The sequence below is a fragment of the Gordonia sp. G4 genome, from assembly GCF_057770005.1.
The window spans coordinates 335,821-349,371 of record NZ_CM173442.1 but is presented as its reverse complement, the minus strand read 5'-3'; the positions used below and the strand labels follow the sequence as shown (position 1 = coordinate 349,371).

General features: G+C 68.4%; 12 protein-coding genes. 7 read left to right on the top strand and 5 right to left on the bottom strand.

Annotated elements, in window-relative coordinates:
- Nucleotides 1–93 precede the first annotated feature (93 nt).
- Nucleotides 94–555 carry a hypothetical protein gene (locus tag AC3B5T_RS01360; protein WP_035716870.1) on the bottom strand — a complete coding sequence of 154 codons (462 nt, stop codon included), beginning with the start codon at nt 553–555 and terminating at the stop codon, nt 94–96.
- A 103-nt stretch (nt 556–658) separates the two neighbouring features.
- On the opposite strand from AC3B5T_RS01360, the gene AC3B5T_RS01355 reads away from it, so the two are divergent.
- The 6 genes from AC3B5T_RS01355 (at nt 659) to AC3B5T_RS01330 (ending at nt 7,046) form a co-directional block, all read left to right on the top strand.
- Entirely contained in the window at nt 659–1,570 is a 912-nt protein-coding gene (locus AC3B5T_RS01355; protein ID WP_488358133.1) for a PaaI family thioesterase, read from the top strand.
- A gap of 422 nt (nt 1,571–1,992) precedes the next feature.
- Nucleotides 1,993–2,793: a TIGR03084 family metal-binding protein gene (locus AC3B5T_RS01350; protein ID WP_035716869.1), complete on the top strand. Its 801-nt coding sequence runs from the start codon at nt 1,993–1,995 to the stop codon at nt 2,791–2,793.
- Nucleotides 2,794–2,879: 86 nt separating this feature from the next.
- On the top strand, nt 2,880–4,040 hold the full coding sequence (locus AC3B5T_RS01345) for an acyl-CoA dehydrogenase family protein (protein WP_488358132.1): 1,161 nt from the start codon (nt 2,880–2,882) through the stop codon (nt 4,038–4,040).
- Between the two features lie 75 nt (nt 4,041–4,115).
- Nucleotides 4,116–5,288, top strand: a complete 1,173-nt coding sequence (locus AC3B5T_RS01340) for an acyl-CoA dehydrogenase family protein (protein ID WP_010840516.1) — start codon at nt 4,116–4,118, stop codon at nt 5,286–5,288.
- An 8-nt stretch (nt 5,289–5,296) separates the two neighbouring features.
- Nucleotides 5,297–5,944 (top strand): TetR family transcriptional regulator, encoded by a 648-nt coding sequence (locus AC3B5T_RS01335; RefSeq protein WP_488358131.1) that lies wholly within the window; start codon nt 5,297–5,299, stop codon nt 5,942–5,944.
- Between the two features lie 109 nt (nt 5,945–6,053).
- Nucleotides 6,054–7,046, top strand: coding sequence for an IS481 family transposase (locus tag AC3B5T_RS01330; RefSeq protein WP_488358130.1), 993 nt, complete (start codon nt 6,054–6,056; stop codon nt 7,044–7,046).
- Here the strand turns inward: AC3B5T_RS01330 and AC3B5T_RS01325 are convergent.
- The 3 genes from AC3B5T_RS01325 to AC3B5T_RS01315 all read right to left on the bottom strand — a co-directional run bounded on the left by AC3B5T_RS01325 (nt 7,043) and on the right by AC3B5T_RS01315 (nt 10,500).
- Entirely contained in the window at nt 7,043–7,696 is a 654-nt protein-coding gene (locus tag AC3B5T_RS01325; protein ID WP_488358129.1) for a Pr6Pr family membrane protein, read from the bottom strand. The two genes, AC3B5T_RS01330 and AC3B5T_RS01325, sit on opposite strands and share 4 nt — an antisense overlap.
- A gap of 108 nt (nt 7,697–7,804) precedes the next feature.
- Entirely contained in the window at nt 7,805–8,923 is a 1,119-nt protein-coding gene (locus AC3B5T_RS01320; RefSeq protein ID WP_488358128.1) for an NDMA-dependent alcohol dehydrogenase, read from the bottom strand.
- A 62-nt stretch (nt 8,924–8,985) separates the two neighbouring features.
- Nucleotides 8,986–10,500 (bottom strand): aldehyde dehydrogenase family protein, encoded by a 1,515-nt coding sequence (locus AC3B5T_RS01315; RefSeq protein WP_488358127.1) that lies wholly within the window; start codon nt 10,498–10,500, stop codon nt 8,986–8,988.
- 222 nt (nt 10,501–10,722) lie between these two features.
- On the opposite strand from AC3B5T_RS01315, the gene AC3B5T_RS01310 reads away from it, so the two are divergent.
- Nucleotides 10,723–11,841 carry an HPP family protein gene (locus AC3B5T_RS01310; protein ID WP_488358126.1) on the top strand — a complete coding sequence of 373 codons (1,119 nt, stop codon included), beginning with the start codon at nt 10,723–10,725 and terminating at the stop codon, nt 11,839–11,841.
- 9 nt (nt 11,842–11,850) lie between these two features.
- Here the strand turns inward: AC3B5T_RS01310 and AC3B5T_RS01305 are convergent, their stop codons facing one another.
- The gene (locus AC3B5T_RS01305; RefSeq protein WP_488358738.1) at nt 11,851–13,482 is read right to left on the bottom strand and encodes a sigma-54-dependent Fis family transcriptional regulator; all 1,632 of its coding nucleotides are present in this window, start codon (nt 13,480–13,482) and stop codon (nt 11,851–11,853) included.
- Nucleotides 13,483–13,551 lie beyond the last annotated feature (69 nt).

Below are 13,551 nucleotides of genomic sequence, written 5' to 3'. Positions count from 1 at the left end.
TAGAACGTGTTCACCCCACGTGTGTACAGATTTGCAGAATTGTCTACTCGGTTCTGGAGAGCCCGCTCAGCCCCGGGGAAGAACGTTGAAGAATCAGCGCGTGAACGATCCGCTGCCCGGCACGACCGTGAAGGTCTGATCGCTCTTTCCGAGGATCGTCGTCGTGAATTCGACCGACCCGGTCCCGGTGGTGACAGCTACACCGTCCGACGGACGCCCGTCCGTGCACGCCGCGAAGACTTCGTCCCCGGATGTACCGGACGACGTGTTCTTCCAAGTGATCCCGACTCGTGCGTCCTTGAGGTTGGTGGCGCAGGCCTCGGTGGGAGTGGTGTCGAGTGAGATTCGTGTGACCCCGGGTTCGGTGGCCGAGGCGAGAATGCTCGCCACGAATCCGCCGGTGACGCCCTGGGAGCCGACGGTGACGCCGGCATTGGGGATCTGCTCCACGCTGAGCGGCCGCTCCACGGGTTCCGCGACGGCGGTGCCCGCTCCGGCTCCGAACGCTCCCACTGCCACAATCGCCCCGATTGTTGCCACAGTCTTGCGTCGCATCTGTCTCTCCCGTCACTTTGGACACGTACGAACCCAGAGTACGGGAGTGAGATTGGACTCTCCAACGTGAGATCGGCTGCACTTCGCTGATACAAGGGATTTCATGAGCGAGCCGCACGATCCACTGTCCGCATTCCACCTCGGCGACATCACGGTGTCGAAGTCGGGGGTGCGGGCCTCGCAGCAGCTGTGCACGCGTTTCGTTGATCATCGCGGACTGATCGAGTTGCCGGCCCTCGCGGTGCTGTTCGACCACTGCGGCGGCATCCCGTTCCATGGCGTCCACGACGACCCCGCCGCGGCGACCCTGCAGGCGCGCCTGACGATGTCGACCCATGGGCGCGCGGAGATCGGGGACCTCCTCGCGGCGCGCGCCGAGGTGGTCATGCACGACGACGCGTGGGGCTCGACGTCGGTCGAGATCCGCACCGGAGCCGGGGATCTGTGCTGTGTGGGGACTGCGCGAAACGTCCGCGTCGGTCGTGCGCCGACCGGTGCCACGCCGTCGGCCGAGCTGGGCCTTCCGACACCACGGTGCGCCGACGCCGACCAGTCCGTCCTGCCCGAACCGATCCCGGCCACGCTGTCCGGGCGCGAAGTGGTCGATGAGATCGCGTCGAAGATGCGGGAGCCCGGCCCGCTCACCGACATGCTCAACGGCCGCGTCGAGGTCATCGACGGTACCTCCGACCGCGAGTCCGGTATCCGCTTCCGCAGTGCCACCGAACCCTGGATGGGCAACATGTTCGGCACCATGCACGGCGGTGTCATCGCCACGATCGTCGGTCAGGCCGCGTCGTTCGCCGGGCATCTTCATGCCGGTGCCGGGCAGGAGTACTCGATCGGGGACATGGCGATCGGCTTCTACCGCTCACCTGCTGTCGACGGCAGTGAAGTGGTGGTCGAGGTGACGCCGATCAAGCTCGGCAGGCGCATCTCGTCCTTCGAGGCGACGATGAACTCCTACGACGACGTCCTGCTGAGCCGGGCCACGGTCGACATCCACTACCGCTGACCGCAGCTGGGTCTCGGGCTGGCCGAGCAGCGTCGACCGAGCGTAGCGAGGCCGCGTGGTGCTCCTGCTGGCCGAGCAGCGTCGACCGAGCGTAGCGAGGCCGCGTGGTGCTCCTGCTGGCCGAGCAGCGTCGACCGAGCGTAGCGAGGCCGCCGCGTCCGTCGAGGTCACTTTCTCGTGCTCGGGTCGCCAGGTGGCTTCGACTCGGCGCCTCGCTTCGCTCGGTGCCGGCTCAACCAGCGGTGGGAGCGTCGATCGACGAGCGGTGGGGCTGCCTGCTCTACCGGCGGTGGGTCGCCGGCTCAACCAGCGGTGGGAGCGTCGATCGACGAGCGGTGGGGCTGCCTGCTCTACAGGCGGTGGGCTACAGAAACAATCAAGCACGCTTGATTTCTTCTGCGGTCGTGTGTGAGGGTGATCGCATGTCTGATGGACGCACTGCCGTGATCGGCGTCGTCGCCGATCTCGAGGCCGAATCCGCGCAGCTGGACGCGGTGGTCGCCGGTCTCGACGACGCGGGCTGGGCCACGCCGACACCCGCACCGGGATGGACCGTCGCCCACCAGATCGCGCATCTGGCGTGGACCGATGAGGTCGCCGCTGTCGCGGCCACCGATCCCGATCGCTTCGACGAACTTCTCGGCGAGGCGGCGGACAGCGCGGCGACCTTCGTCGACGACGCGGCCGAGGCCGGCGCGGCCGCACCGGTCGGGGAGATCCTCGCCGGGTGGCGAGCCGCGCGTGAGCGTCTCGCCGACGCCCTGCGTGAGGTTCCCGCCGGCGTCAAGATCCCATGGTTCGGCCCGCCGATGTCCGCGGCGTCGATGGCCACCGCGCGACTCATGGAGACCTGGGCACACGGCCTCGACGTCGCCGATGCACTCGGTGTTTCCCTGCCGCCCACCGACCGGATTCGCGGGGTCGCGCACATCGGTGTGCGTACCCGCGACTTCGCGTACGTGATCAACGGCCGGACCCCGCCCGCCGAGCCCTTCCACTACGCGCTCACCGCGCCGTCGGGTGAACTGTGGACCTGGGGGCCGGCGGACGCGTCGAACAGCGTGCGAGGACCGGCGCTCGACTTCTGCCTCCTGGTGACGCAGCGGCGCGCACTCGCCGACCTCCACCTCGAACTCACCGGCTCCGACGCGGTCGAATGGTCCGGCATCGCACAGTGTTTCGCGGGGCCGCCCGGACCGGGTCGCGAACCACGCGGGCGCTGAGACGTTCCGACCCCGCCGATGCCCGGCGGGCAGAGACCGATCGCCGTCGAAACACCGATCGCACGCAGTCCCGACAGGAGAACACGATGCCCATCGCCAACCCGAACTGGGAGACACCGGAACGTCTCGAATTGCGTTCCACTGTGCGGCGATTCGTCGACAAGCACATCCTCCCGCACCAGGACGACTGGGAGCGGGACGGAGCGATCCCGCGTGAACTGCACGTCGAGGCAGCCAAACTGGGCCTGTTCGGGCTCGGGGTTCCCGAGGAGGTGGGCGGCTCCGGCGGCGACCTGATCGACAGCACGATCCTCGGCGAGGAACTGCACTACGCCGGTGCGGCCGGCGGCGTCTTCGCGTCGTTGTTCACCCACGGCATCGCGCTGCCGCATCTGATCGCGGCCGGCGACCCCGACCAGATCGACCGCTGGGTGCGGCCGACGCTGGCGGGCGAGAAGATCGGGAGCCTGGCGATCACCGAACCGGGCGGGGGCAGCGACGTCGGTCATCTGACGACCAAGGCCGAGCGCGACGGGGATGAGTACGTCGTCAACGGTTCGAAGACCTACATCACCTCCGCGGTCCGGGCCGACTTCGTCGTCGTCGCCGTCCGCACCGGAGGTCCCGGGGCAGGCGGTGTCTCGCTGCTGGCCGTCGAGAAGGGCACACCCGGCTTCTCCGTCACCCGCAAGCTGGACAAGATGGGCTGGCGCAGTTCCGACACCGCCGAACTGTCTTTCGTCGACGCCCGGGTGCCGGTCGGCAATCTCGTCGGACCCGAGAACTCCGGATTCGCCCAGATCGCCACGGCTTTCGTCACCGAACGGTCCGGCCTCGCGGTCCAGGCCTATGCCAGCGCGCAACGGTGTCTCGACCTGACCCTGCAGTGGGCGCGTGATCGGGAGACCTTCGGCAAGCCGATCATCGCCCGGCAATCGGTGCAGGACACGCTGATCGAGATGGCCCGGCGCATCGACATCGCGCGGACCTACACACGCGCTCTCGTGGAGCGCAAGGTCAGCTCCACCGACGACCTCATCGCCGAGGTGTGTTTCGCGAAGAACACCGCGGTCGAGGCGGGGGAGTGGGTGGCCAACAAGGCCGTTCAGCTGCACGGCGGCCTCGGCTACATGACCGGCACCGAGGTCGAACGGCAGTACCGTGACATGCGCATCATCGGAATCGGTGGCGGCACCACCGAGATCCTCAACGGACTGGCCGCCAAGCGGCTCGGCTACCAGGCCTGACCGGCCCGCCGGAACGCCCGCCCGCGGGGCCATTCCGCCGACGAACCACATCGACGACTGACAGGGAGTATCGAGATGACCGTGGACACCAATCCGTTCGTGGAGACCACCGAACGAGCCGAACTGCGCGCCGCGGTCGCCGGACTGGCGGCGAAGTACGGACAGGAGTATTTCCGCGAGTGCGCGCGAACCGGTCGTAAGACCGACGAGTTGTGGGCCGAAGCGGGCAAGCTCGGCTTCATCGGGGTCAATCTCCCCGAGGAGTACGGCGGGGGCGGTGCCGGGATGTACGAGCTCGCGATCGTGATGGAGGAGATCGCCGCGTCGGGTACCGGACTGCTCATGCTCGTCGTCTCACCGGCCATCTGCGGCAACGTGATCGCGCGGTTCGGCACCGACGAGCAGAAGCAACGCTGGCTGCCGGGTCTCGCCGACGGGTCGATCACGATGGCGTTCGGGATCACCGAACCCGATGCCGGCTCCAATTCCCACCAGATCACCACCACGGCCCGCCGGGACGGTTCGGACTGGCTGCTCACCGGCCAGAAGGTCTACATCTCCGGCGTCGACCAGGCTCAGGCGGTGCTGATCGTCGCACGCACCGAAGACGCCAAGACCGGCAACCTCAAGCCCGCGCTCTTCATCGTCCCCACCGACTCCGAGAATTTCTCGTACACCATGATCGACATGGAACTGCAGAACCCGGAGAAGCAGTTCCAGCTCTTTCTCGACGACGTGCGGCTGCCGGCCGACGCGCTCGTCGGCTCCGAGGACGCCGCACTCAGTCAGCTGTTCGCGGGACTCAATCCGGAACGGATCATGGCCGCGGCGTCGGCCGTCGGGATGGGCCGCTTCGCGCTCGACAAGGCGGTGTCGTACGTCAAGGAGCGCACGGTGTGGAAGACGCCGATCGGCGCGCACCAGGCGATCGCGCATCCGCTCGCGCAGGGCAAGGTGGAACTCGAGATGGCCAAGCTGATGATGCAGAAGGCCGCGACCCTCTACGACGCCGGCGACGACTGGGGCGCCGCCGAACCGGCCAACATGGCGAAGTACGCGGCCGCCGAGGCCTGCGTGAAGGTCGTCGACCAGGCCGTGCACTCCCTGGGCGGCAACGGACTGACCACCGAGTACGGACTGGCGCCGATGCTGAGTCTGGCCCGGATCGCCCGCATCGCACCGGTGAGCCGGGAGATGATCCTCAACTTCGTCGCGCAGACCAGCCTCGGGCTGCCGAAGTCCTACTGAGGCCTGCGGTGACCGCATCCTCGGCGAATGTCCGCTCACCGCAACAGGAACGCTCGCGACTGACCCGCGAGCGCCTGTTGCGGTCGACGATCGACGCGCTGGCCGCGGACGGCTGGGCCGCTGCGACCGTGGCCGCGGTCGCCGAACGCGCCGGCGTGTCCCGCGGCGCGGCGCAACATCATTTCCCGACGCGCGAGACCCTCATCACCGCGGCGCTCGAGCAGGTCTTCGAGGACATGACGCGTGCGGCCGGCCAGGACCCCGGGGCATCGTCGGAGCCGGCTGACGAGGTGACCCCCGACCGGATCATCCGTGCCGTGCGGAGGGCCGTGGACGTCTACACCGGCACCGAATTCAAGGCCGCACTCCAGGTGTGGGCGGCCGCCGCGTCCGATCCCGCACTGAGGCGGCTCATCCTGCCGCTCGAGGCGAAGTTCGCGCGGGCGGCTCACCAACGCACCATGGCCGCGATGGGGGTGTCCCCGGACGACGAGACCGGTTACCGGCTCGTGCAGGCGACACTCGACATGGCGCGCGGACTGGGTCTGGCGGACACGCTGTCCGACGATTCGGCTCGACGCGCGCTGGTCGTCGACACATGGTCGGCGCAGCTCGTCGCCGCGTTCGGGACCGGGTCCGCGGACCGGCCGGGCTAGATGTACTAACCACGGACGTTAGGTACGGCGTGGCGGGATGACATGACGAAGACCTCCGAGTGAGAGTGCGAACTGCCTAAGAAACGCACCCGCTCAACCGGAGGTCTTCGTGTCCCACCGTAACGCCCCACTGACCGAAACAGGTCGTCTGCGTCTGGCCAAGTGCATCGTTGAGGACGGTTGGTCGATCCGCCGTGCCGCTGAACGCTTTCAGGTCGCCCCAACGACCGCCCAACGCTGGGCCCGCCGCTACCGCGGCCACGGGCCGGCCGGGATGGTCGATCGCAGCAGCCGCCCCCATCGCAACCCCAATCGCACACCGACCCGCACCGAACGACGCATCATCAAAGTCCGCGTCATGCGCCGCTGGGGACCCGCACGCATCGCCTACCTGCTCGGCCTGAACCCCTCGACTGTGCACCGAGTGCTGTCTCGCTACGGCCTGGCTCGTTTGCGCTGGCTGGATCGCCCCACCGGGCGGGTTATCCGTCGGATGGAGTCGGCAACCCCAGGTGAACTGGTGCATGTTGATGTCAAGAAACTCGGCAAGATCCCTGCCGGCGGTGGCTGGCGCAAACTCGGCCGCACCGCCGGCCGCCGTAACAGTCGCGCCGACAAGAGCAGCGGGAAGCAGAACAAGTACCGCAACCCCGTGCGCGGTTATCACTTCCTGCACACCGCCATCGATGCCCACTCACGGTTGGCGTACTCGGAGATTCTGGCTGATGAACGCAAAGAGACGGCCGCTGAGTTCTGGCTGCGCGCCCAGCAGTGGTTTGCCGAGCGCGGTATCGAGGTTCGGAAAGTATTGACCGACAACGGTTCCTGCTACAAGTCGCATGCATTCGCCGATGCGCTCGGGCCATCGATCATCCACCGCCGAACCCGGCCGTACCGGCCGCAAACCAACGGCAAGGTCGAACGGTTTCACCGCACCCTGGCCGACGAATGGGCCTACGACCGGCTCTACACCAGCGACACCGAACGCTGCGCACAGTTCCCGATCTGGCTGCACCACTACAATCACCACCGCGGTCACACAGCACTCGGAGGACAACCACCAGCCAGCCGCGTACCCAACCTCTCAGGTCAGTACAGCTAGACCCGTTCGGAGGCGGGGTGTTCGGGGTCCGGGTGTTCAGGCTCTGGCGGGCCGGGTCGCCGGCCACGGGTGCCCGCCCAGTAGACACCGAACGACATGAACGCCATACCGACGAACACGACGACGAGTGAGATCGTCATCGACAGATAGCCCTGTTCGCGCGGATCGATGAACGGGTAGGGATACCAGTTCACGATCGACCCGCGGATCAGGGTGTAGACGCCGTAGACGAACGGAATCGCGAGCCAGGTCAGCCAGGAGCGCTCGGGGAGTCGGCGGGTGCGCACCACGATCCAGTCGAGGAGCATCACCAGCGGGATGACGCGGTGCAGCACGTCGTTCACCCAGGCATAGGTGACGTCGACGTCGATCCCCTGCAGCAGAAGTGCGTAGACGATCCCGGTGATGACCATGCATGTGGTTGCCGCTCCGCGAAGCCACTCCCACACCGGCGTCCCGGGCGCGAGGAGGCCCCCGGCGAGCAGGACGATCGCGGCGAAGATGTTGCTCAGCACCGTGAAATAGCTGAAGAAGTTGGCGAGGGTGAACCCGGCGTCGCCGTAGCGCAGCGCTGCCTGGTAGACGAGGGCGCTGATGCCGAGCGCGGCAAAGGCGATGCGAAGCAGACGTATCCACCAGGTTGCGGTCACGTCAGCAATTCAAGCACCTCCGCCCAGTCTGACCCGGGTGAATCGCTCGCCGACATGGGTGGCCGGTTCGCCCGAGGGAGACGACACCTCGGGCGAACCGACCGGGTCTCACTCCGCGTGGATGATGACCCCGCGGATGTTCTTGCCGTCCCGCAGATCCTGGTACCCGTCGTTGACCTGGTCGAGGGTGTAGGTCTGCGTGATGAGTTCGTCGAGCTTGAGCTGCCCGGCGTCGTAGAGACGCAGTAGTTTGACGATGTCGTACTGCGGGTTCGCCGACCCGAACAGGCTGCCCTTGATCGTCTTCTGGTTCAGGGTCAGGTCGGTTCCGGAGACCTGCACGGTCAGCTTCGTCGGATCGGCGAGACCCGTGATCACGACCGTCCCGCCCTTGCCCACCACGGCGGTCGCGTTCGCCACCACCTCCGCGTCGACCGTTCCGACGAGGATCAGAGCCTGATCGGCGCCTTGTCCCCAGGTCAGCTCGTTGACCTTCTCCGCAGCCTCGGCAGCGTCGGCGAAAGCATGTGTCGCACCGAATTTCAGCGCCGTGTCCCGCTTGAGGGCGACCGGGTCGACGACCACGACGTACTTGGCTCCCGCCGAGACCGCACCCTGTACCGCGTTGATGCCCAGGCCGCCGATGCCGTAGATCACCACTGTGTCGCCGGCACGGACACCGCCGGCATACACCGACGTACCCCAGCCGGAGGGCACGCCGCAGCCGACGAGCACCGCCTTGTCGAGCGGCAGCCACTCGTCGACCTTGACCACCGAATGCTGCGAGATCGTCGCGCGTTCGGCGAAGGTGCCGAGCATGCACATGGCGCCGAAATCATCGCTGCCGGAATGGAACCGGAACGTGCCGTCGGGCATCGACCCCTCGAGGATGGTGGCGCCCATGTCGCAGAGGTTCTGCCGACCGGTGGAGCAGTAGCGGCAAGTGCCGCAGTTCGGGATGAAGCTGCAGACCACGTGGTCGCCGGGCTTCACCTTGGTGACCCCGGGGCCCACGGCTTCGATGATCCCCGAACCCTCGTGGCCGCCGACGATGGGGTAGCGGGGCGGGAGATCGCCGTCGGTGAGATGCAGGTCGGAGTGGCAGAGGCCGGCCGCGGTGTACTTGATCAGCACCTCGCCCTCGCGGGGCTCGTCGAGGTCGAGTTCGACGATCTCGAAGGGCTTTCCGGGTGCGGTGAGGACGGCGGCCTTGGTGGTGAGAGACATGAGGTTGTGCTCCTTGGGTATACGGGAAGGGGGCGTGCGGCCGGGCGGAGATGCGCTGTGGGTCACAGCGAGATGTTGACGGCCTTGGTCTGGGTGTAGAGCTCGATGGCCGACGATCCGAGTTCGCGTCCCCAGCCCGACTGCTTGTAGCCGCCGAACGGCATCGCGGTGTCGAAACCGTTGTACTGGTTCACCCACACCGATCCGGCCTTGATCTGCCGGGCAGTTCGGTGCGCCTTGGACAGGTCGGTGGTCCAGATGCCCGCGGCGAGTCCGTAGATCGAATCGTTGGCCGCGGCCGCGACGCCGGTGTCGGCATCGAAGGGCATCGCGGCGACGACGGGACCGAAGATCTCCTCCTGCACGATCGAGAAGCTCGGCTCGACGTCGACGAACACGGTCGGTTCGATGAAGAAACCCTCATCGCCCCAACGTTTCCCACCGGTCAGTGCCCGTGCGCCGTCGGCGAGGCCCGCCGCGAGATACCCCGAGACGCGATCGAACTGTTCCTGGCTGACCAGCGGTCCGAGTTCGGTCGTCGGATCGAGGCCGGGTCCGATCTTGGCCTGGGATGCGGCCTCCGCGACAGCCGCGGTGAAGTCGTCGAAGATGGGGCGTTCGACGAAAAGCCTTGTCCCGGCGACACAGCACTGGCCGTGGTTGAACATCCAGGCCGCCACCGACCCGGCCACCGCCTTCTCGAAGTCCGCGTCGGCGAACACGATGTTGGGGCTCTTGCCACCCAGCTCCAGCGACACCTTCTTGAGGTTGCCCTTCGCGGCGTCGACGATCTTCTTGCCGACCTCGGTCGAACCGGTGAACGCGATCTTGTCGACGTCGGAGTGTGCGGCGAGCGCCGCTCCGGCCTCGCCGTACCCGGTGACGATGTTGACCACACCCGGCGGGAAGCCGGCCTCGGTGAACACCTCGCCGAGGAGCAGGGCCGTCAGCGGGGTCTGCTCGGCAGGCTTGAGGATCACGGTGTTGCCGGCCGCCAGTGCGGGCGCCAGCTTGAACGCGGCCATCAGCAGCGGGAAGTTCCACGGCACGATCAGGCCGCACACCCCGACCGGTTCGCGCAGCGTGTACGCGTGGAACTCGCCGCCGGGCACGAACGGCATCGAGACGTCGACCGTCGACCCGGTGATCTTGGTGGCCAGCCCCGCGTTGTAGCGGAAGATGTCGGCGGACCAGTTGGTGTCGACCGCGGCGGCGATGGTGGCCGCCTTGCCGTTGTCGAGCGCCTCGAGTTGACCGAACTCCTCAGCGCGTTCGGTGAGGATGTCGCCGACCCGCCAGAGCAGGCGTTCACGCTCGTTCGGCTTCATCCGGGTCCACGGGCCGTCGTCGAAAGCACGGCGTGCGGCGCGGACCGCCAGGTCGATGTCGGCCGCGTCGCCGTGCGCGACCGAGGTGATCGGGCGTGCGGTGGCGGGGTCGATGGTCTCGAAGGTGCGGCCCGAGGCCGACCACACCCATTCGCCGTCGATCAGCATGGGACGGTCGGCGGAGATGAAATCGCGGACACGCTGATGCAGGGCGGTGTGGTGGGCGGTGTCGGGTGCGACGGCGGTCATGTGGCCTCCTGGTCGGAACGGTGTCGACAGGGATGTGTCCTGGAGTGATCTGGGTCATATGCGACCTGACTCATTTCTCTCACCGTTCCGGGCCGCCGCCGTGTCCAGAAACTGAACACCTGGGCTGTACAGGGGCCGCGGCGGCCGGGCGCGCCCGCATGGCTACGGTGAGACGCCGACGAGTCAGTCAGATTCAGAGTTGGGGATCCCCGGAGGAGCAGAGTGAACGTGCGCCCAGCGGGCAGGGCCGGCGCCGCCCTGCGCGGCCTCGGCCCGGTGGCCGGGGGTCTCTCGGTCCGTGAGGCGATCCGGGCCGGGACGGGTGCCGGAGTCGCGCTCGGACTCGTCGGCCTGGTGCTCGCGGCGTCGGGGGTCGACCTGCGGCTCGGGCTCTTCCTGATAGCGCCGTTCGGGGCGACCGCCGTGCTCGTCTTCGCCGCGCCGAACAGTCCGCTGGCACAACCGTGGCCCGCGACCGTCGGCAACGTGGTGTCGGCCGTCGTGGGAGTGGCGACGACCCTCACCATCCCGCTGCCGGCCCTCCGGGTGGCGCTGGCGGTGGGCCTGTCCGTGGGCCTGATGATCGGGTGCCACGCGGTGCATCCGCCCGCCGGCGCGGTGGCGATGACGGCCGCGCTCAGTCCGGAGACGATCCACTCGCTGGGATTCCGGTTCGTCCTCGCGCCGGTCCTCGCGGGCACACTCCTCCTGGTCGTCCTCGCCGCCGGATACGCACGGCTGACCGGGCGGCGTTATCCGTATCGCCGGTTCGACGACGCGTCTCCGCCGGCGGCGCGGCTCGGTCTCGACGAAGACGAGCTGACCGGTCTCCTCGATCGCTACGAGCAATCGCTCAACCTCGGCGTCGCCGATCTCGCCCGCCTGATCGGGGCAGCAGAGCTCCAGGCCGCCGGGCATCGCGCGGGTCCGCTCGCCGCTTCGGATGTGATGTCCCGCGACCTGGTGACGGTGGGCTCCGAGACGCCGCTGCGGGACGTCGCGACCCTCTTCGACGAGTACGGCTTCACCTCGCTTCCGGTGATCTCGAGCGAGGGCACGTTCGCCGGGGTCGTCTTCCAGATCCATCTCGTGCGCCGGTTGATGCGTCCCGACGAGGTCGAGTTGCGCGCTGCGGACGTGATGTCGCCGGAACCGGCCGTCGCGACCCCGGGCACGCCGGTCGGCGCCCTGCTGCCGCTGCTCGCCGAGAGCGGATGCGACGCGGTTCCGGTGCTGCGGGGCCGGACCCTGGTCGGCATCGTCACCAGGACCGACCTCATCGCGGCGCTCGCTCGGCGGACGCTGCGGGACCCGCTGCCGCCCAGCTCGGTGCCGGAGTAGCCGGCCGGTTCAGATGTCCAGCGCGCGCATCCGCGAGTACAGCGTCGTGCGGCTGATGCCGAGATCCTTCGCGGCGTGCACCTTGTTGCCGCGGGCCCGGTCGAGTGCCTCGACGATGGCCGTGCGCTCGGCCTGCTCCCGGCCGGACAGGTGTGCGGCCCGGCTGGTCGTCCGATACGCGGGTGGCAGGTCGTTCGACTCGACGACACGCGCCGCGCGGGCTCGGCAGGCCGCCGCGGCCTGTCGGAGTACGGAGTTGAGCTCGGTGAGGTTGCCGGGCCAGTCGTCGCACAGCAGCGCATCCGTCGCCGATCCGGACAGCGAGAGCTCCGGGTCGATGCCGGTCAGCGCGCTGCTCGCGATCGCCGCCAGCTCCGAGGTCCGATGACGCAGCGGCGCGAGGTCGACCCGCGTCGCGCACCGCGCCAGCAGGGCGGCCACACCCGGGCTCGCCTGGTCTCGAGGCCCGCCGACGACGATCAGCGGCGACTCCCGCGAACTCGACACCGCCACGCGGCCGAGCAGCGCGACCGACTGTGCGTCGAGCAGGTCGACGCCGTCGATGACCAGCGGAGTGTTCATCGATCGGGCACGTCCGACATACGCGGGGATGTCGGGGCGCCGTCCGCTGATGAGTTCGTCGGCCACATCGACGATCACCGCCGACCGATCGGCCTCCGCGGCGAGCGTGGCCGCGTGGGTGCTGCGTCCGGTGCCCGGTTCACCGGTGATCGCGACGCTCGTGCGGGACGGGGCGGTCGGCGGTGCGGACCGCGTCGTGGGCGGCTCGCTGACCGGCCGGAACCGGAACAACGCTGCGCCGCAGGCGCCCGGCACGGGTTCGACCGCGATCTCCACCTCGGCGCCGGACACGAGCGTCAGCGGTAGCACCGTTGCCCGCAGAGCGGGATCGGTCGCGACGATCCGCAGGGCGCCGATGTCGGTGGGGGAGAGCAGTTCGGCGGCAAGGGCATTCGTGAGCTGGAGGTCGTCGCCGATGGCGGCGACGACCAGGTCGCGCCGTGGCGCGGCACGCTGGAACGCGTCGAGGACGCACCGTTGATGGGCGCGCGAGCGGTCGAGCAGACGGTCGGCGATGTCGGCGACGATCCCGTTCACCACAGGGATCGCCAGCGGGTTGATGCGGTCGGCGATCTCGGACATGCAGATGATCCCGGCGAGCCTGCGGGTGGCCGGATGGATGATCGGCTGCCCGAAACAACTGATCGACTTGAACTGCTCGAGGTAGTGCTCGGCTCCGTTGACGACGATCCCGCCCCGGGTCTCCGCCGGGGTACCGAGGGCCGTGGTCCCGACGACGTCCTCGCCGAACGGCACACCCGGCGACGCGCCGATCGCGTCGAGTCTGCGCTCCACCGTCGTGCCGAACGCCACCCGTGTCACCATCCGGCACTCGTGGTCGACGAGCAGCAGCGAGACGTCGGTGCCGGCGAGTCGGGCGGCGGCATCGTCGAGTACCGGGCGGGCGGCGTCGAGCAGCGGATCGGCGGCGGCGATGTCCTGGACCTGCGTCGGGGTCCGGTCCCCGGGTCGGACCCCGGACAGCGCCGAGCGGCGCCACGAGTGCTCGATGACGGCTCGTCGGGGCGCGGAATCGGAGGTGCGGTGCAGCGTGTCGATGCCACCAACGTGACATACATCACCGTGGAAGGAAAGGTCGGGTCCCTGCTCCGCGGTCTCGGGGGCCCG

Excerpts from the sequence above, each read along its gene's own strand:
- AC3B5T_RS01360 (WP_035716870.1), bottom strand. The coding sequence starts at position 555 with ATGCGACGCAAGACTGTGGCAACAATCGGGGCGATTGTGGCAGTGGGA.
- AC3B5T_RS01355 (WP_488358133.1), top strand. The coding sequence starts at position 659 with ATGAGCGAGCCGCACGATCCACTGTCCGCATTCCACCTCGGCGACATC.
- AC3B5T_RS01350 (WP_035716869.1), top strand. The coding sequence starts at position 1,993 with ATGTCTGATGGACGCACTGCCGTGATCGGCGTCGTCGCCGATCTCGAG.
- AC3B5T_RS01345 (WP_488358132.1), top strand. The coding sequence starts at position 2,880 with ATGCCCATCGCCAACCCGAACTGGGAGACACCGGAACGTCTCGAATTG.
- AC3B5T_RS01340 (WP_010840516.1), top strand. The coding sequence starts at position 4,116 with ATGACCGTGGACACCAATCCGTTCGTGGAGACCACCGAACGAGCCGAA.
- AC3B5T_RS01320 (WP_488358128.1), bottom strand. The coding sequence starts at position 8,923 with ATGTCTCTCACCACCAAGGCCGCCGTCCTCACCGCACCCGGAAAGCCC.
- AC3B5T_RS01315 (WP_488358127.1), bottom strand. The coding sequence starts at position 10,500 with ATGACCGCCGTCGCACCCGACACCGCCCACCACACCGCCCTGCATCAG.